General features: G+C 36.9%; 15 protein-coding genes. All 15 read left to right on the plus strand.

Annotated elements, in window-relative coordinates:
- The first annotated feature begins 94 nt into the window (after window positions 1-94).
- The 15 genes from ilvD to NBT05_RS13280 all read left to right on the plus strand — a co-directional run bounded on the left by ilvD (window position 95) and on the right by NBT05_RS13280 (window position 17,918).
- Complete coding sequence (ilvD, locus tag NBT05_RS13210; protein WP_265770328.1) at window positions 95-1,771, plus strand: dihydroxy-acid dehydratase; 1,677 nt, start codon at window positions 95-97, stop codon at window positions 1,769-1,771.
- Window positions 1,772-1,885: 114 nt separating this feature from the next.
- Window positions 1,886-3,619, plus strand: coding sequence for a biosynthetic-type acetolactate synthase large subunit (ilvB, locus tag NBT05_RS13215; protein ID WP_265770329.1), 1,734 nt, complete (start codon window positions 1,886-1,888; stop codon window positions 3,617-3,619).
- 337 nt (window positions 3,620-3,956) lie between these two features.
- Window positions 3,957-4,490 (plus strand): acetolactate synthase small subunit, encoded by a 534-nt coding sequence (gene ilvN / locus NBT05_RS13220; protein ID WP_265770330.1) that lies wholly within the window; start codon window positions 3,957-3,959, stop codon window positions 4,488-4,490.
- 65 nt (window positions 4,491-4,555) lie between these two features.
- Window positions 4,556-6,031, plus strand: a complete 1,476-nt coding sequence (gene ilvC / locus NBT05_RS13225; protein WP_265770331.1) for a ketol-acid reductoisomerase — start codon at window positions 4,556-4,558, stop codon at window positions 6,029-6,031.
- 520 nt (window positions 6,032-6,551) lie between these two features.
- Window positions 6,552-7,223 (plus strand): GNAT family N-acetyltransferase, encoded by a 672-nt coding sequence (locus NBT05_RS13230; RefSeq protein ID WP_265770332.1) that lies wholly within the window; start codon window positions 6,552-6,554, stop codon window positions 7,221-7,223.
- A 19-nt stretch (window positions 7,224-7,242) separates the two neighbouring features.
- Window positions 7,243-8,433 (plus strand): argininosuccinate synthase, encoded by a 1,191-nt coding sequence (locus tag NBT05_RS13235; RefSeq protein ID WP_265770333.1) that lies wholly within the window; start codon window positions 7,243-7,245, stop codon window positions 8,431-8,433.
- Entirely contained in the window at window positions 8,430-9,407 is a 978-nt protein-coding gene (gene argC, locus NBT05_RS13240) for an N-acetyl-gamma-glutamyl-phosphate reductase (RefSeq protein ID WP_265770334.1), read from the plus strand. Before NBT05_RS13235 ends, argC begins: the two co-directional genes overlap by 4 nt.
- A gap of 16 nt (window positions 9,408-9,423) precedes the next feature.
- The gene (gene proC, locus NBT05_RS13245) at window positions 9,424-10,221 is read left to right on the plus strand and encodes a pyrroline-5-carboxylate reductase (RefSeq protein ID WP_265770336.1); all 798 of its coding nucleotides are present in this window, start codon (window positions 9,424-9,426) and stop codon (window positions 10,219-10,221) included.
- 262 nt (window positions 10,222-10,483) lie between these two features.
- Window positions 10,484-11,638 (plus strand): aspartate aminotransferase family protein, encoded by a 1,155-nt coding sequence (locus NBT05_RS13250; protein ID WP_265770337.1) that lies wholly within the window; start codon window positions 10,484-10,486, stop codon window positions 11,636-11,638.
- Window positions 11,639-11,739: 101 nt separating this feature from the next.
- Complete coding sequence (locus NBT05_RS13255; protein ID WP_265770338.1) at window positions 11,740-12,960, plus strand: glutamate-5-semialdehyde dehydrogenase; 1,221 nt, start codon at window positions 11,740-11,742, stop codon at window positions 12,958-12,960.
- Complete coding sequence (gene proB / locus NBT05_RS13260) at window positions 12,938-13,723, plus strand: glutamate 5-kinase (protein ID WP_265770339.1); 786 nt, start codon at window positions 12,938-12,940, stop codon at window positions 13,721-13,723. The genes NBT05_RS13255 and proB overlap by 23 nt, the downstream gene beginning before the upstream one ends.
- 159 nt (window positions 13,724-13,882) lie before the next feature.
- A complete protein-coding gene (locus NBT05_RS13265) occupies window positions 13,883-14,266 on the plus strand; it encodes a VOC family protein (protein WP_265770340.1) in 384 nt (127 codons plus the stop codon).
- 125 nt (window positions 14,267-14,391) lie between these two features.
- Window positions 14,392-15,366 carry an N-acetylornithine carbamoyltransferase gene (locus tag NBT05_RS13270; RefSeq protein ID WP_265770341.1) on the plus strand — a complete coding sequence of 325 codons (975 nt, stop codon included), beginning with the start codon at window positions 14,392-14,394 and terminating at the stop codon, window positions 15,364-15,366.
- A 64-nt stretch (window positions 15,367-15,430) separates the two neighbouring features.
- Complete coding sequence (argB, locus tag NBT05_RS13275) at window positions 15,431-16,210, plus strand: acetylglutamate kinase (protein WP_265770342.1); 780 nt, start codon at window positions 15,431-15,433, stop codon at window positions 16,208-16,210.
- A gap of 643 nt (window positions 16,211-16,853) precedes the next feature.
- Window positions 16,854-17,918 (plus strand): M20 family metallo-hydrolase, encoded by a 1,065-nt coding sequence (locus tag NBT05_RS13280; protein WP_265770343.1) that lies wholly within the window; start codon window positions 16,854-16,856, stop codon window positions 17,916-17,918.
- The last annotated feature ends 106 nt before the right edge of the window (window positions 17,919-18,024 follow it).

Raw genomic sequence — 18,024 nt, forward strand, 5'->3', positions numbered from 1 at the left:
AAAGACCTAATACTTTTAAAATAGAAAAGATTACATTTTATAGTATTCATGTAATTATTGTTAAAAAATAAAAATTTGATAATTCAGAAAACCTATGCATCTGAATAAATATAGTAAACAAGTTACTCAAGATGATTCACAACCGGCTGCACAAGCGATGTTGCACGCTATTGGGTTAACTAATGAAGATCTAACCAAACCATTGGTAGGTATTGCAAGCACCGGTTACGAAGGAAACCCTTGTAATATGCACTTGAACGATCTTGCCAAACTGGTTAAAGAAGGAACGTTAGAAGAAGATGTGGTAGGTCTCATTTTTAATACGATAGGAGTCAGTGATGCAATCGCTATGGGAACGCCAGGTATGCGGTTTTCTCTTCCGTCCAGAGATGTTATTGCAGATTCTATGGAGACTGTGGTTCAAGGCATGTGTTACGACGGTATGGTAACTGTAGTAGGATGTGATAAAAATATGCCGGGTGCTTTAATGGCTATGATACGCTTAAACCGTCCGTCTATACTAGTATACGGAGGTACCATTGCTTCCGGAATACACGCAGGCAGAAAGTTGGACATTGTTTCCGCTTTTGAAGCCTGGGGGGAGAAGGTGGCTGGTACTATGAACCAAACCGAGTATCAGAATGTTATTGAAAAAGCTTGTCCCGGGGCGGGTGCCTGTGGAGGCATGTATACTGCGAATACCATGGCATCCGCCATAGAAGTTTTGGGTATGTCCCTACCTTATAATTCCTCCAATCCTGCAATTAGTAAAGAAAAAGAAGCAGAATGTATTGCTGCAGGTCGAGCCATGCGCTTGTTGTTAGAAAAAGATATCAAACCTAAAGATATTGTTACTAAAAAATCTTTAGAGAACGCTATCCGCTTGGTCACTATATTGGGAGGTTCTACTAATGCCGTATTACATTTCTTAGCCATTGCAAGAGCAGCAGATGTTGAATTTACTTTAGCAGATTTCCAGCGAATAAGTGATGAAACCCCGTTTTTAGCTGACTTAAAACCAAGTGGCAAATACCTGATGGAAGATGTACACCGAGTGGGAGGTATTCCGGCAGTGTTAAAATATTTACTTAAAAAAGGATTATTACACGGGGATTGTTTAACCGTAACCGGTAGAACACTGGCGGAAAATCTATTAGATGTGCCGGATTTAACCGAAGGGCAGCAAGTAATTAAACCTTTAGATCAACCTATTAAAAAGTCAGGGCATCTACGTATTCTTTTTGGCAACTTGGCAGAAGAGGGTTCGGTAGCCAAAATTACTGGTAAAGAAGGTTTACTTTTTGAAGGTAAAGCGGTTGTTTTCGACAGTGAATATGATGCTAACGACGGGATTAGAGACGGTAAGGTACAAAAAGGGGATGTGGTGGTAATTCGCTATGAAGGCCCGAAAGGTGGTCCTGGAATGCCTGAAATGTTAAAGCCTACCGCTGCTATTATGGGTGCCGGACTTGGAAAAGAAGTTGCTCTAATTACAGACGGTCGTTTTTCAGGAGGAACTCATGGATTTGTAGTAGGTCATATTACTCCCGAAGCTCAGGAAGGCGGTTTGATTGCCCTGGTAGAAGATGGAGATATTATTACCATCGATGCGGAAAGTAATACGATTAACGTAGCTATCAAAGAAACAGAAATAGAAAACCGAAGAAAGCGTTGGAAACAACCCGATTTAAAGTTTAAAAAAGGGGTTTTATACAAATATGCGCATACCGTTTCACCAGCGTCCAAAGGCTGTGTAACGGATGAATTTTAAGTATAAACGTTGATATCGAGAATACTATAGATTAGAGTTAACCATATAATCATCTTAATATTTTATTACATTAATTTATAATTCTGAATTCATAATTCATAATTTTAAAAAAGTATGGCAACACAATTAAAGACAGAAGAAAAGAAAATGGAAGAGAAAATGCTAAGAATTTCGGGTGCCGAAGCGGTCATTCGATGTTTATTAGCTGAAGGTGTTGATTTAATTTACGGCTATCCCGGAGGAGCCATCATGCCCGTCTACGATGAGTTATATAAATTTCAGGATGAACTTACTCATATTTTAACCCGTCATGAACAAGGGGCTACTCATGCCGCTCAGGGCTATGCTAGAACCAGTGGGAAAGTAGGAGTAGCTATTGCGACTTCGGGTCCGGGTGCGACTAATTTTGTAACCGGAATTGCAGATGCGCAAATAGATTCGACTCCAATGGTTTGTATTACCGGTCAGGTAGGTTCTCACTTATTGGGAACAGATGCCTTTCAGGAAACCGATATCATTGGGATTTCTACTCCGGTAACCAAGTGGAATTGCCAGGTAACCAAGTCAGAAGATATTCCCGGAGTTATAGCCAAGGCTTTTTATATTGCCCGATCAGGAAGGCCCGGTCCGGTACTAGTAGATATTACTAAAGATGCACAGTTCGGTCAGTTAGATTTTAATTACGAAAAATGTAAAGGAGTACGTAGTTATATACCGGTACCAAAAACAGATCCTAAAACATTAGAAGCGGCTGCCAAACTGATAAATGAAGCTAAAAAACCTTTAATCGTTTGGGGACAAGGAGTGATTTTAGGCAAAGCCGAAAAAGAGTTTAAAGATTTTATAGAAAAAACCGGAATTCCGGCTGCCTGGACTATTTTAGGACTGTCCGCACTACCCACTGCTCATCCATTAAACGTTGGGATGGTGGGAATGCACGGTAATTATGCTCCTAATAAATTGACAAATGAATGCGATGTCTTGATTGCTATAGGTATGCGTTTTGATGATCGGGTCACCGGTAATCTGGAAACTTATGCCAAGCAGGCAAAAGTAATCCACCTAGAAATTGATCCGGCAGAGGTAAATAAAAATGTACATGCCGATGTAGCGGTAATGGGTAATGTTAAGCATACGCTAAAACAACTACACGAATTAGTAGCATCTAATTTCCATAAAGAATGGTTACAGCAATTTGAAGATTATAATCAAATAGAGTTTAATAAAGTAATCGACTCCGACCTGAATCCTACCAAGGATAAATTAACGATGGGGGAGGTGCTTAAATATATTAACGAAGAGACTGGTGGAGATGCTATTATCGTTTCGGATGTGGGACAACACCAGATGGTTGCCTGTCGTTATGCCAAATTCAATAAAACTAAAAGTAACGTAACTTCCGGAGGTCTGGGAACTATGGGGTTTGCGTTGCCGGCTGCCATTGGTGCCAAGATGGGCGCTCCTGATCGCGAAGTAGTGGCTATTATCGGAGACGGTGGATATCAAATGACTATTCAGGAATTAGGGACTATCTTTCAAACCGGAGTACCAGTTAAGATTGTAGTTTTAAACAATGAGTTTTTAGGGATGGTGAGGCAATGGCAGCAATTATTTTTTGAAAAAAGATATGCTTCTACAGAAATGATCAATCCCGATTTTGTTAAAATTGCTGAAGGTTATTCTATTGAAGCAAAAAAAGTAGATGAACGTAACGATTTACGAGAGGCAGTTAAAAAAATGATTCAATCTAAAGAACCGTATTTTTTGGAAGTACGAGTAGAAAAAGAAGATAACGTGTTTCCGATGATCCCTACCGGGGCTTCGGTTTCGGATATTCGGTTGGAGTAGTGCTGGTTGTAGAGTGGCTTGTAAGGTACCAAGTATAAAGTATGAAGTAGGAAGTGTTTAGTTTGAAAATAAAAGTGGTAAATAGAGTAGATAAATCTTTCAGCAAAACTCTTCACTATTATTCTTTAATTCAATATAGAAATGAAGTTTTTAAGAATTGAAATAGTTACAAAATGGATGCTTTATTTGTTATTTAGTTCTTTCTCAGATATCATAAATAATAAACATTCTCAGAAAATATCAATATAAAAATAAAATCATTTTATAACCGAATTACCAAATAATTAAAAAATAACCAAAGAGTAAATACATAGATGTATATCGCATTACTGTACTAATGGAAAAAGAACGATTTACAATTTCGGTATATACCGAAAACAATATAGGTTTGCTTAACCGTATTTCAGCTATATTCTTAAAAAGGCATATCAATCTGGATAGTATGACGGCTTCCCGATCAGAGATTCCGGATGTGTACCGTTTTATTATAGTGGTCAAGATTACCGAAGAACAGGTCAAAAAAATTATCGGACAAATTGAAAAGCAAATTGAGGTCATTAAGGCATTTTACCATAAAGATGACGAAATTTTTCATTTGGAAACCGCACTTTTTAAGATTGACTCTTCTCTGCTATTCGAAAAGCGGGAAATCCAGAATATTATCAAAAACAACAATGCCAATATTGTTACGGTTACCCGCGAATTCTTCGTGATAGAAAAAACCGGAAGACGAAGAGAAACCGAAGCTTTATATAACAAATTAGAACCTTATGGATTGATGCAATTTGTAAGATCCGGTAGGATTGCTATTTCTAAAGAAAAAATGCATATTTCAAAAATATTAGAAAGCTTTACCCCCGAAAATATATAAATACCAACCCATTTATTCATACGATTATTAACGTCCGTAAAGGACGCAACTATAAATTTTAAAAAATGACTAATTATTTTAACACACTATCATTAAGAGATCAATTAACTCAGTTGGAAAAATGCCGATTTATGGATACTAATGAGTTTGAAGATGGTGTTGAAGCGCTAAAAGGTAAAAAAATAGTTATTGTAGGATGCGGAGCTCAGGGATTAAACCAGGGGTTAAATATGAGAGATTCCGGTTTGGATATTTTATATGCTTTAAGAGATTCGGCTATTTCTGAAAAGCGGCAATCCTATAAAAATGCCAGCGAAAATAATTTTAATGTAGGAACTTATCAAGAATTAATACCTTCGGCTGACCTGGTCATCAACCTAACCCCGGATAAGCAACATACCCAGGTAATCAAAGCAGTAATGCCTTTAATGAAAGACGGGGCAACTTTATCTTACTCACACGGATTTAATATCGTAGAAGAAGGAATGCAAATCAGAAAGGACATCACTGTTATCATGGTAGCACCAAAATGTCCAGGTTCTGAAGTTCGGGAAGAATATAAAAGAGGTTTTGGGGTACCGACTTTAATTGCAGTACATCCTGAGAACGATCCGGAAGGTAAAGGGTTTGCCCAAGCAAAAGCATATGCCGTAGCAACCGGAGGTGACCGGGCGGGAGTATTAGAATCCTCTTTTGTAGCCGAAGTAAAATCGGATTTGATGGGAGAACAAACCATTTTATGCGGATTATTACAAACAGGTTCTATCTTGTGCTTTGATAAGATGGTTGAAAAGGGAATTGATAAAGGATATGCTTCTAAACTGATTCAATACGGCTGGGAAACTATCACTGAAGGATTAAAATACGGTGGAATTACTAATATGATGGATCGTTTGTCCAATCCTGCTAAAATCAAAGCTTTTGAACTTTCAGAAGAATTAAAGGATATCATGCGTCCCTTATTTGAAAAGCATATGGATGATATCATATCCGGACATTTCTCAAAAACCATGATGGAAGATTGGGCGAATGATGATAAAAACTTATTAAAATGGCGAGCAGAAACCGGCGAGACTGCATTTGAAAAAACACCTGCCGGAAATAATGAAATCTCAGAACAGGAGTATTACGATAATGGCGTATTAATGGTAGCTATGGTAAGAGCTGGAGTAGAACTTTCTTTTGAAGCAATGACCAGTGCCGGGATTATCGAAGATTCTGCTTATTACGAATCCCTTCACGAAACTCCGTTGATTGCAAATACTATTGCAAGAAAAAAACTTTTTGAAATGAACCGGGTAATTTCTGATACCGCGGAATACGGTTGTTATTTATTTGATCATGCATGTAAACCTCTATTAGCTGATTTTATGAAAACCGTAGATACGGATATTATTGGTAAAACTTACGGAGAAGGTAAAGATAATAGTGTAGATAACGCAAAGCTAATCGAAGTAAACCATACAGTAAGAACTCATCCGATAGAAGTAGTAGGAGCAAGATTAAGAGCATCCATGACGGCTATGAAACCTATCGTGTAATTATTCTGATTAAAGCTTTGGAATTATACACTTTCTAAATAAAAAAGGTCAGTTTATGCTTGTTACATTGTTTAGAATATTATCTTAAATAAATACGACAGGTTTAAACTGACTTTTTAAATATGACAATCCATTAAGAAGTCCGAATAAGTTAAAATTGATTACACCTAAAATATTTCCGGAATTTTATAAAAAAATTGTCTGTTAAGGTTTTTATAATTATCTTTAACCCTTACTTAGTTAACGAAAGGGGCAATCGCCGACGATTTAGAGTTACTATCATGAGAAATAAAAATTTACAGAAACAACCATTATCCATTCTTTCGCAGAATACATCATTAGTATTACCTAATTTAAATTTTTGTTTCTGCCGCCCCTAGTGGGTTCTTCAATTTTTAAACTTGGGTGTGTCCCGGTTTCCAAAGATGTTCATCTTTAGTATTATCGTTTTTATTTAAAGAATAGCTTTTAGAGCATTTCTATGCTGTTAAGTTATATTTCTAATATTTCTATTACCTAAATGGGTAACATACAACTACATATTGCCAATTCAAAACATTTTCATTTTGCAAAAGAAATTTGCGAGGTGATTGAACAATCTGCAAAAGTGAGGGGAACTGGTATTGCTAAGCGAACTCCCGAGTACGTAAAAGGTAAAATGGAAAACGGTAATGCTATTATCGCCATTGACGGTAATAAATTCGCCGGATTTTGTTATATAGAAGTCTGGGGACATGAAAAATACGTAGCACATTCCGGATTAATTGTACACCCGGATTTTAGAAACCAGGGGTTGGCAAAAAGGATTAAAGAATTTACCTTTAATTATTCTTTAGAAAAATATCCAACTTCTAAAGTTTTTGGTATTACTACTGGTCTAGCTGTAATGAAGATTAATTCAGATTTGGGATATAAGCCAGTGACTTTTTCAGAACTTACGGATGACCCTAAATTTTGGGCGGGGTGCCAAACCTGTACCAATTATGAAATTCTAAAGGCAAAAGATCACAAGATGTGCTTATGTACAGGAATGCTTTATGATCCGAAGAAAAGCAGTCAACAAAATAAGAGTAAAGAACCAGAAGGTTGGTTCGATCAGACCTTATTGCAACGTTTAAAAAAGATCAAACAAACCATGTTTTTTAAACAAAAACTAAAATCATTGATTTTTACAATAATTAATAAAAAATAGAAAAGTCCTAAAAATACCTATGGAAAAAGTAGTAGTAGCTTATAGTGGTGGTTTAGATACCTCTTATTGTGTTAAATATTTAATTCATGAAAAAAACCTGGAAGTGCATACGATTTTAGTCAATACGGGTGGCTTTTCTGAAGAGGAGTTGGAGCATACGGAAAAACGAGCCTATGAATTAGGAAGTTCTTCTCATGTAAACAAAACCATCTTAGATAAATTTTATGAGAAAGCAATTAAGTATTTAATTTTTGGTAACGTACTTAAAAACAATACGTATCCCTTATCTGTAAGTGCCGAACGAATTTTTCAGGCTATTGAAGTAATTCAGTATGCAAAAGAAGTGGGGGCTAAGTATATTGCTCACGGAAGTACCGGAGCCGGAAATGATCAGATTCGGTTTGACGTTATTTTTCAAACCCTGGCCCCTGAAATTGAGATTATTACTCCAATTAGAGATTTAAAACTTTCACGACAGGAAGAAGTTACGTATTTAGAGAAACACGGAGTGCACTACAGTTGGGAAAAAGCGCAATATTCTATCAATAAAGGAATCTGGGGAACCAGTGTAGGGGGCAAGGAAACCCTTACTTCTCATAGCACTTTGCCGGAAGAAGCCTACCCAAGTCAATTAACTAAAAAAACACCGGAAAAAGTTACCTTACAATTTACGAATGGAGAACTTACAGCAATTAACGGGGAAGATGGTGATCCGGTTAAAAATATTCAAAAGTTGGAAAAACTAGCCAGTGCTTTTGCAATTGGCCGAGATATTCATGTGGGAGATACGATTATTGGAATTAAAGGCCGGGTAGGATTTGAAGCAGCGGCTCCTTTATTAATAATTAAAGCACATCATCTGCTGGAAAAACATGTACTTACCAAATGGCAGCAGTATTGGAAAGAACAATTAGCTAACTGGTACGGAATGTTATTACACGAAGGGAATTACCTGGATCCGGTGATGCGAAATATCGAGGTATTTCTGGAAGATTCGCAAAAATCAGTGACCGGTACCGTCAAGGTTATTTTACAACCTTATCATTTTACATTAGAAGGTATCGAATCTGAATTTGACATGATGAAATCTGACTTTGGGCAATATGGTGAGATGAACAACAGCTGGACTTCTGATGATGCTAAAGGTTTTATAAAAATTTACGGGAATGCCAATAAAATCTATCACAATGTAAATCCATCCGAATTATGATTAAAGCAGGAATTATAGGAGGTTCGGGATATACGGCAGGCGAATTGTTACGGATATTGGTTCGGCATTCAAAAGTAAGCTTGGATTTTGTATTTAGTACCACCAATGCAGGTAAATATATCTATGAACAACATACGGACTTAATTGGTGATACCGAAGTTATATTTACAGATCAGGTAAACCCGGAAGTAGACGTATTGTTTTTATGTCTGGGTCACGGACGGTCCAGGGCTTTTTTAGAACAACATACGTTTTCTAAAAGGACTAAAGTAATTGATCTGGGAAATGATTTTCGGTTAAATAAAGATCGTAGTTTTTTAGGACGCGAATTCGTATACGGATTACCAGAACTACAAATCGATCAAATCCGAAGCGCTTCAAATATTGCAAATCCGGGATGCTTTGCTACTGCTATTCAGTTAGCACTACTTCCGCTTGCAGCGAAGAGAGAATTAACCGCTCCGGTACATATTAATGCCACTACCGGAAGCACGGGAGCCGGGATTATGCCGGGAGGAACTACCCATTTTAGTTGGAGAGATAATAATTTTTCAAGTTATAAAGTATTTACCCATCAGCATTTAGGCGAAATTTCAGAAAGTTTACAACAATTACAAGGGAATGTAGACCATCCTCTGTTCTTTATACCGAACCGGGGGAACTTTAGTAAAGGGATTTATGCGACATTATATACTTCTTACGCAGGAAGTGAACAAGAAGCGATTGATCTTTATAGAGAATATTATAAAAATGCCGTTTTTACTATACTTTCAGATAAAGAAATAAGTTTAAAACAAGTATTAAATACCAATAAGTGTATACTCCATCTGGTAAAGAAAGAGGGAATGCTGATTATTACTTCTGTTATTGATAATTTGGTCAAAGGCGCATCCGGACAAGCAGTACATAATATGAATCTAATGTTTGGGTTTGACGAGAAAGAATCTTTGGCATTAAAATCAAGTGTATTTTAATTGAGAAATAATAAAAATGAAAGACAAAATTACAATTATAGGCGGAGGTAATTTGGGGAAATCTATTATTTCCGGATTAGCTGCCAGCTCGATTTTTAAACTTACGGATATTACTGTGGTTGACAAATCCCGGTATAATTTACAGCAAATAGAAGAATCCTTAGGGGTAGTTACTTCACAGGAGATTAAAAGTTCTATAAAAGATGTAAATTGGGTGATTTTATGTGTCCAGCCCCGGCAATTGACTACTGTACTCAGTGAAATCAAAGAAATTTTAACCGATAGCCAAATTTTAATTTCAACCGTCACGGGAACATCTATAGCCGAAATTAATGAAGTAGTACCTGATAATAAAGTGATTAGGGTGATGCCAAATACAGGAGCTGCTAAAAAGTTATCTATGACCTGTATTGCCGCTAATGATAATGCGAAACAGGAATTGGAAAAGGTGGAAGAAATGTTTAAAACTATTGGTGAAACCTTGGTGATCGAAGAGCGTTTGATGCAAGCGGCAACCGTATTGGGAGCTAGTGGTATCGCTTTTTTCCTTCGGTTTTTAAGGGCAATGATCCAAGGCGGAATTCAGATGGGTTTTCATCCGCATGAAGCTCAGGTAATTGCGGTACAAACTGCCATCGGTGCAGCTACCCTGGTCGCTGAAAACGGAACGCACCCAGAACGTGAAATAGACAAAGTAACTACGCCTCAAGGATGTACGATTGAAGGTTTAAACGAAATGGAACATCAAGGACTTAGCTCATCAGTCATCAAAGGAGTCATGGCTTCTTATGAAAAAATTAATACGATTAAGTAGGTGGTTTTTAGTTTATGGTTATTGGTTGATTGTTGTTAGTTGTTGGTTTTTAGTTGATAATTGTCGGTTAGTAGTCAATGGTTACAAACTACTATAATTAAAGCTAGTTTAAAAAATTAAAATAAAGTAGAAAGAAGCATTACGATAAATAAAATTATAATTTAAAAGAATGAGGTTACAAGAAGTTGATAATACTTAGTACTTTATACTTTGTACCTATTACTTAGCACTTTGTACTCACCACTTAATACTCGTAAAAAAAATGAAACTATTCGAAGTATATCCGTTGTATGATGTAGAGCCGGTAAAAGCCTATGACAGTACCGTAGTTGATAAAAATGGAACAAAATACCTGGATTTATACGGTGGTCATGCGGTTATTTCTATTGGACATTCGCATCCGCATTACGTGAAAAGAATACAAGATCAGGTTGCACAAATAGGATTTTATTCTAACGCCGTACAAAACAGCCTGCAAAGTGATTTAGCAGAAAAATTAGGGCAAATGTCAGGATGTACTAATTACAGCTTATTTCTTTGTAATTCAGGAGCAGAAGCCAATGAAAATGCGTTGAAACTCGCTTCCTTCCATACCGGAAAATCACGGGTAATTGCTTTTCACAACGGTTTTCACGGACGGACTTCGGCTGCGGTAGCAGCTACGGATAATAAAAGTATTAATGCACCTTTAAATCAACAGCAGAACGTCACCTTCCTACCACTTAATGATTTTGAGTTAGCCAAGACTGAAATCCAAAAAGGTGACGTTTGCGCTGTTATTATTGAACCTATCCAGGGAGTAGGAGGCTTGGATGAACCTAACACGGAATTTTTGCAGAATATAGAAAAAGTATGCAAAGAAAGCCAGGTGGTTTTGATTCTGGACGAAGTTCAGTCAGGTTTTGGACGAAGCGGGAAGTTTTTTGCACATCAACATCATGGAATTACCCCGGATATTATTTCGATTGCCAAAGGTATGGGTAATGGATTTCCGGTGGGGGGAATTATGATTGCCCCTCATATTAAAGCCAGTTACGGTTTGTTAGGAACCACCTTTGGAGGAAATCACCTGGCTTGTGCTGCGGTTATGGCGGTATTAGAAGTGATGGAAACGGAAGAATTACTGGACAACACACGATTAACCGGTGAATATTTTATAGCAGAAGCAAAAAAACTACCGGGAGTAAAGAAAATAAAAGGAAGAGGCTTAATGTTAGGATTAGAATTTGACTTTGAAGTGGGAGCCTTACGTAAAGAATTAATTTACCAGGAACATATCTTTACTGGCGGAGCTAAAAATAAAAAGGTATTACGAATCCTTCCACCCTTAAACATCGGAAAACAAGAAATCGACCAATTTTTTAGTTCGCTGAAAAAGGTATTAGAAAAGGCTGAATTTTTAAGTTTAAAGGGCTAAGGTTTTCAAATCAGAGGGTTAGAGGCTCTCGAAGCCCTCGAAGCCCGGATCTAAAAACTAGTACCTATTGACTAGTGATTAATAAGGACAACAAAAAAATTATGGAACAAATAAAAGAACAGACATCCAAAACTATTTTAAGTATCGCTCAGAGAAATGCGGTACTTAGTCGAATGGCAATACTGGTCGATAAAAACCGAAAACAAATTCTGGAAGCAAATCAAAAAGATGTGACCAGCTATTCCGGGGAAGATATTGCTATGTACGATCGCTTAAAAGTAGATGATGTGAAGATCGAAGGTATGATTGATTCTTTAACGCAGTTAGCTAGCCAGGAAGATCCGATTGGAGTGGAGCGTTTTAGCTTTACTCATGACAATGGACTACAAATTTATAATAAGACCGCAGCTTTTGGAACCATATTAATCATTTACGAATCTCGTCCGGATGTTACCATTGAAGCTGCCGGAATTGCTTTTAAATCCGGGAATAAGATATTGTTAAAAGGCGGTAAAGAGTCCCTAAATTCTAACCTTGCTATCGTTGAACTTTGGCATCAGGCATTATCTGAACAAAGTATTTCTACGGACTGGGTTACCTATCTCAACTATGATCGTAAAACAACCCAAGCTTTTTTAGAAAAACCTACGCAAACAATCGATTTAATCGTACCCCGAGGAGGAGAAAAGTTAATTGCCTTTGTGAAGCAACATGCAAGCTGTCCGGTAATTGTGAGCGGAAGGGGTAACAATTTCGTATACGTTCATAAGGATGCAGATCCATCCATGGCATTGGATATTATTATCAATGCAAAAACAGCCAAAATTTCAGCTTGTAATGCAGTAGATAAAGTATTAATTGATACTAACTTACCAGATAAAGAGGTTTTTATTCAAAATTTAATTGAAAGGTTACAAAGCTATAAAGTTGAAATTTTAGGAGATGCCGCTATTGCGACGTATAAAGAAGTTTTTCCTATCGAAAATAAGGAAATTTGGAAAGAAGAATTTTTGGACTATAAAATTGTTATAGGTTCGGTTGAAGATATTGATGATGCTATACAAATGATCAATACCCATTCCGGAGGACATTCCGCTACTATTACCACCAGAGATAAGATTGAAGCTGAAGCTTTTATGTCGGCAGTAGATTGTGCAGCGGTATATCACAATGCTTCCACTCGTTTTACCGATGGATTTCAATTTGGACTGGGTGGAGAATTAGCAATAAGTACGGATAAATTACATCAAAGAGGACCTATTGGATTACAACATTTGGTTACAAATAAATGGTATGTTCATGGGAGCGGACAAATTCGGTAAAAAAAGAATTGTTTTAAAAATAGGTACTAATACCCTAACCCGGCAAACCGATCAAATTTCGAGGGGAAAACTTGAAGATATCGGAAGACAAATTCTGGCACTACAGGAACATTACGAATTTGTATTGGTAAGTTCAGGTGCAATTGCAGTGGCTAAGCAATTTGTCAACCTGGAAGCTAATGGTAAAGAGATTAAAGTAAAACAAGCTTTGGCTTCTATCGGACAACCTCATTTAATGCGTATTTTTCAGGAAAGTTTTCGTGATTTAGGACTTTTAACCGCTCAATGTTTAATGTCGTATGCCGATTTTGAAAGAAAAGAAGCTAGGGTTAACATTGTCAACACTATGAACGTCTTACTGGAGAATAACTATATCCCCATCATTAACGAAAATGATACGGTCGCTACAGATGAAATTCAGTTTGGCGATAATGATAAATTAGCCGGGTTAACCGCTTCTTTAATAAAAGCTGACTTACTAATCATTGCCACTAATACCGACGGAATTTATACTCGAGAATCGGTAGAAGATAAATCGTTTAAGACAATAGAAGAAGCTTCGGATTTGAAATTGCTTCAGAAAGAGGTAGCAGAAGGAAAATCAACACATGGTACCGGAGGAATGAAAACCAAAATTGAAGCGGCCGGAATTGCCCAAAAAGCCGGGGTTACTACCTGGATTGTGAATGGTTTAAAAGATCATTTTATAACAGATGCCATTGAAGGAAAATCTTCTTTTACCAGGGTTGGGTTGGTTGGTTGAGGGTTGCTGGTTGTTGATAGTTGGTAGTTGATGGTTCATAGTTTTTGGTTGTCAGTTTGTAGTTGATAGTTGGTGGTTGGATAATTAATAGTTTTGCATGTGGGGTAAGTTTGTATAAAAACAGTAATGTTAATATAAATCTTTTATGAAGAATCAAATATGAGGTTGCTAACTTATCAGGATGGAAACGCCGAAAAAGCGATGAATTTTTATATAGATATATTCAATAATTCTAAAATAATCAATGTTATACGTTGGAAAAAAGAAGCACCTATTACGGAAGGAAAGATTATGCAAGCAACCTTTGAACTTGATGGAAATTTATTTATGTGTAGCGATAATCCCCCAATTCACGATTGTAATTTTTCACCTGCCGTTTCGAACTATATCGATTGTGAGAGTGAAGTAGAAATAAATAGACTTTTTTCAAAATTATCGGATAACAGAAAAGTTACCATGGAACTAGCTAATTACGGTTTTAGTCAAAAGTTCGGATGGGTAATTGACCAATTCGGCGTTTCTTGGCAATTTAATTTAAAATAGATTTATATATAGGTCTAATTATAGATGTAATAAAGATAAATAGAGGGCTGAGGTTCTCGAAGCCCTTATACTTAAATCAAAATAAAACTAGTGGCTAGTGCCTTTTGCCTTATAAACTAAAAATAATGAAAAATTACACTTCAGTACAAGATATAGATTCGGTAGCAACCTGGGTAGAAGAAGCTATTCAATTAAAAAAAAATCCTTTGGTTGATAAAGACCTGGGGAAAGATAAGACGATTGGTTTGGTATTTTTTAATCCGAGCCTTCGTACCCGGTTAAGTACGCAAAAAGCGGCTTTAAATTTGGGTATGAACGTAATGGTAATGAATTTTACCGGTGAAGGTTGGGCGCTAGAATACGAAGATGGTGCGGTAATGAATCAGGGAACTTCAGAACATGTAAAAGAAGCTGCTCAGGTAGTTTCACAATATTGTGATATACTCGCAATCCGTGCTTTTGCTAAACTGGAAAACCGGGAAGAAGATTACCAGGAAAAAGTGCTTACCAACTTTATAAAGTACGCTAGTATTCCTATTGTAAATATGGAAAGCGCCATTGGACATCCTTTACAAGCCTTGACGGATGCAATAACCATCACTGAACACAACACTAAAAAGAGGCCTAAAGTGGTATTATCATGGGCGCCACATCCTAAAGCTTTACCGCAGGCGGTAGCCAACTCCTTTGTAGAAATCGTTCAAAAAATGGATGCGGAATTTGTGATTACGCATCCCGAAGGCTTTGAACTTTTAGAAAAAATTACAAGAAATGTTCCTATTGAGTATGATCAAGAAAAGGCATTTACCAATGCTGATTTTGTGTATGTAAAAAACTGGAGTTCATATAAAAACTACGGGGAAATTGGTAAAAACCTGGAAGATTGGATCATTACCGAAGAGAAGATGAATAAAACTAATAACGGGAAGTTTATGCATTGTTTACCAGTTCGAAGAAATGTGGTGGTTGCAGATGGTGTTCTAGATAGTGAAGCATCTATAGTGATTGAACAGGCAAATAACCGGACGTATGCCGCGCAGTTGGTGTTGAAGAAAATTTTGAGCCCCCTAGCCCCCCAAAGGGGGAATTTGATTTTGTGAACGTGCTATGAGCAAAGTAAACTTTGCCATTTAGATATAATGTTGATATAAATTTTTATAAGCAATGAAAGAAGAATTATTGGTAGTTAAAATAGGAGGAAATGTGATTGAAGATGAACAAACTTTGCATTCTTTTTTGGCGGATTTCGCTAGAATTAAGCAACCAAAAATTTTAATACATGGAGGCGGTAAGTTGGCAACTCAATTAGCAGCAAAATTAAAAATTAAAACGGAAATGATTGACGGCAGAAGAATTACTTCGGCGGAAAATCTAGAGGTGGTAGTAATGACTTATGCAGGACTGTTAAATAAAAAAATAGTAGCTCAACTACAGAAAAATAATTGTAATGCGATTGGATTAAGCGGAGCGGATGGAAACAGCATTCAGTCTAAAAAGCGGGAAGTACAAATGATTGATTACGGTTGGGTAGGGGATGTCGTAGCAGTAAATCATAGTTTTATACATCAGCTACTATCTGCAGGAGTGATTCCGATTTTTTGCGCCGTCACACATGATAAGGAAGGACATTTATTAAATACCAATGCGGATACTATCGCAGCAACGGTGGCTTCGGGAATGAGTGCATTGTACGCCACTTCTTTATTTTATTGTTTTGAGTTAAAAGGGGTTTTAGAAGATATTAAAGATAAAGATTCGGTTATTTCGGAGATTAATCTTAGGAAGTACAATGAACTGGTTGAAAGCGGTAGTATTGCAGATGGGATGTTACCCAAATTGCATAATTGTTTTGAAGCGCTAAAAGGCGGAGTAGAGAAGGTGCATATTGCGAATAGTGAGTTTTTAAAGAATCCTGGTATAGTGCATACGGTTCTGAGGCTTTAGTTTGGATTCTAGTTGTCAGTTGTTGGTTGATGGTTGTTAGGATGGAAAAGAGAAGATAGAGAATAGACCCGTGCGCTTTTGCTTACTGTTTCTTATACTTAGTGTTTTGATTTGAGATATTGTTAATAATATATAATAATGGATAATAGTATAAAATTGTAGATGGAGAGTGCGAAGTATAAAGTATTAAGTGGATGTGGGGAATTTTTGAAATAGTAGGAGTTGAATAATGTGAATGGGTATATAGAGGTACACGAAGTACAAAGTATGAAGTATTAAGTGGATGTGGGGAGTTTGAAAATAAGATGGTACTGATAAATTATGAAATTTTCGGTTTTGGGGGGCTTCGGGCTTCGAGGGCTTCGAGAGCCTCAGCCCTCTGTCGGAGTTTGAATTTAAAATTCAAATTTTTAATATATTTTGAAATACTTATGTAAACTAATTAACAGATAACTTCAACTAAATAACTCAGTAACCAAATAACTAATAACTTTTACCTAAAAAACTTTTGCCTAGTGCCTTTTACCTAAATAATTTAATAATCAGTAATAGAATAACGAATGACTTGTAATAATCTCAATACTCAATACTAAAAAACTAGTGCCTTTTGCCTAAATAACTAATAATCAACAACTAAAAACCCGTGCAACAAGAACTTACAAAACAAGCTATAGCCCTTTTAAAAAACCTGATTGAAACGCAATCTTTTTCTTCGGAGGAGGAGGGGACTGCGGTACTTATTGAAAATTGGTTTAAACGTTACAATATTCCTTTTCAACGTGAGAATAATAATATTTGGGCGTTTAATAAGAATTTTGATGCCTCCAAGCCCAGTATTCTTTTAAACTCACATCATGATACGGTAAAACCTAACGGTAATTATACCCGGAACCCGTTTGAAGCCAAAGTTGAAGAGGGAAAATTATTCGGGTTAGGAAGTAATGATGCCGGTGGTTGCCTGATTTCGTTAATTGCAACCTTTACCTATTTCTATGAACGTACGGATTTGGCTTACAACTTAATCATTACCGCTACCGCCGAAGAGGAGAGTAGCGGTCCGCTTGGTTTAAAAAGTATTCTCAGTCATTTTACAAACGTAGAATTTGCTATTGTAGGCGAACCGACCTTAATGCAATTGGCAATTGCTGAAAAAGGATTGTTGGTTTTAGATGTTTCGGTTAATGGAACGGCAAGTCATGCTGCACATCCTAATAATGACAACTCTATTTATAACGCCTTGCCAGTGATTCAATGGTTTCAAAATTATCAATTTAAAAAAGAATCTGAAACTTTAGGCAAAGTCAAAATGACGGTCACACAGTTGGCAGCAGGAAATCAGCATAACGTGGTTCCTTCTCATTGTAATCTGGTGGTAGATATTCGGGTGAATGATTGTTATACGAACCAGGAGGTTCTAGAAGAAGTCTCGAAAGCTATGCCTGAAAATACCACAGTCAAACCTAGATCATTGCGTTTGGGCTCTTCATCTATTCCTAAAGATCATCCGGTCGTTTTATCCGGTATGGCTATGGGAAGAACTACCTACGGTTCGCCAACGCTCTCCGATCAATCGGTTTTGAGTTGTCCGTCGTTAAAACTAGGCCCGGGGGATTCAACCCGATCACATTCGGCAGATGAATTTATTTACGTAAATGAGATTGAAGAAGGGGTAGCATTGTATATTCAGATTTTGGAGGGGATTTTATGAAGTATAGAAAAGAAATCGTTTCGCTGCTAGATGTTAGATCGTTCGCTTTGCTTACTGTTGATGTTAAGAATTTGAAAGGCAAAGTCGCAAAGAAGCTAAGAAGCTT

It is taken from the genome of Aquimarina sp. ERC-38, from assembly GCF_026222555.1.
Taxonomy (GTDB): Bacteria; Bacteroidota; Bacteroidia; order Flavobacteriales; family Flavobacteriaceae; genus Aquimarina.

Bases quoted from the DNA above. Each gene is read 5' to 3' on its own strand.
- NBT05_RS13255 (WP_265770338.1), top strand. From the start codon at position 11,740: ATGGAACAAATAAAAGAACAGACATCCAAAACTATTTTAAGTATCGCT.
- ilvC (WP_265770331.1), top strand. From the start codon at position 4,556: ATGACTAATTATTTTAACACACTATCATTAAGAGATCAATTAACTCAG.
- NBT05_RS13230 (WP_265770332.1), top strand. From the start codon at position 6,552: ATGGGTAACATACAACTACATATTGCCAATTCAAAACATTTTCATTTT.
- argB (WP_265770342.1), top strand. From the start codon at position 15,431: ATGAAAGAAGAATTATTGGTAGTTAAAATAGGAGGAAATGTGATTGAA.
- ilvD (WP_265770328.1), top strand. From the start codon at position 95: ATGCATCTGAATAAATATAGTAAACAAGTTACTCAAGATGATTCACAA.
- NBT05_RS13265 (WP_265770340.1), top strand. From the start codon at position 13,883: ATGAGGTTGCTAACTTATCAGGATGGAAACGCCGAAAAAGCGATGAAT.
- argC (WP_265770334.1), top strand. From the start codon at position 8,430: ATGATTAAAGCAGGAATTATAGGAGGTTCGGGATATACGGCAGGCGAA.
- NBT05_RS13270 (WP_265770341.1), top strand. From the start codon at position 14,392: ATGAAAAATTACACTTCAGTACAAGATATAGATTCGGTAGCAACCTGG.
- ilvB (WP_265770329.1), top strand. From the start codon at position 1,886: ATGGCAACACAATTAAAGACAGAAGAAAAGAAAATGGAAGAGAAAATG.
- NBT05_RS13250 (WP_265770337.1), top strand. From the start codon at position 10,484: ATGAAACTATTCGAAGTATATCCGTTGTATGATGTAGAGCCGGTAAAA.
- proC (WP_265770336.1), top strand. From the start codon at position 9,424: ATGAAAGACAAAATTACAATTATAGGCGGAGGTAATTTGGGGAAATCT.
- NBT05_RS13235 (WP_265770333.1), top strand. From the start codon at position 7,243: ATGGAAAAAGTAGTAGTAGCTTATAGTGGTGGTTTAGATACCTCTTAT.
- ilvN (WP_265770330.1), top strand. From the start codon at position 3,957: ATGGAAAAAGAACGATTTACAATTTCGGTATATACCGAAAACAATATA.
- proB (WP_265770339.1), top strand. From the start codon at position 12,938: ATGGGAGCGGACAAATTCGGTAAAAAAAGAATTGTTTTAAAAATAGGT.